General features: G+C 75.9%; 1 protein-coding gene. It reads right to left on the bottom strand.

The window, feature by feature from the left end; all coding sequences use genetic code 11:
• Window positions 1-120: 120 nt before the first annotated feature.
• The coding region (locus PUR71_RS00665) for a hypothetical protein (RefSeq protein ID WP_329924300.1) at window positions 121-328 on the bottom strand (208 nt) is incomplete at its 5' end.

Consider the following 328-nt stretch of genomic DNA (forward strand, 5'->3'; position numbering starts at 1 on the left):
CGCCCCCCCCGCCCCGCCCCCCCCGGCCCCCGCGGCCTCCGCGGACGCGGCGGGCCGCAGCGCCAGTTACTCGGCGCTCGCGTCCACCAGCCACGCCACGCCGCCGCTCCGCTCCGCGTCCTATGCGTAGACCGCCTCCGACCTGGCCCAGGACTCGGCGGCCGCCGACAACAAGAGCAAGGACGAGGCGCAGAAGGCCGCCGACGAGGCCAAGGCCGCCGTCTTCACCAAGCAGCAGGCCACCGAGATGGCCAACGCCGAAGAGGCCTCCCGCGCGGCCGACGTGAAGGCGAAGAAGGCGGCCTGGGAGTCCGGCAAGGCGACCCAG

The sequence above is a fragment of the Streptomyces sp. SP17BM10 genome, from assembly GCF_036322405.1.
Classification (GTDB): Bacteria; Actinomycetota; Actinomycetes; order Streptomycetales; family Streptomycetaceae; genus Kitasatospora.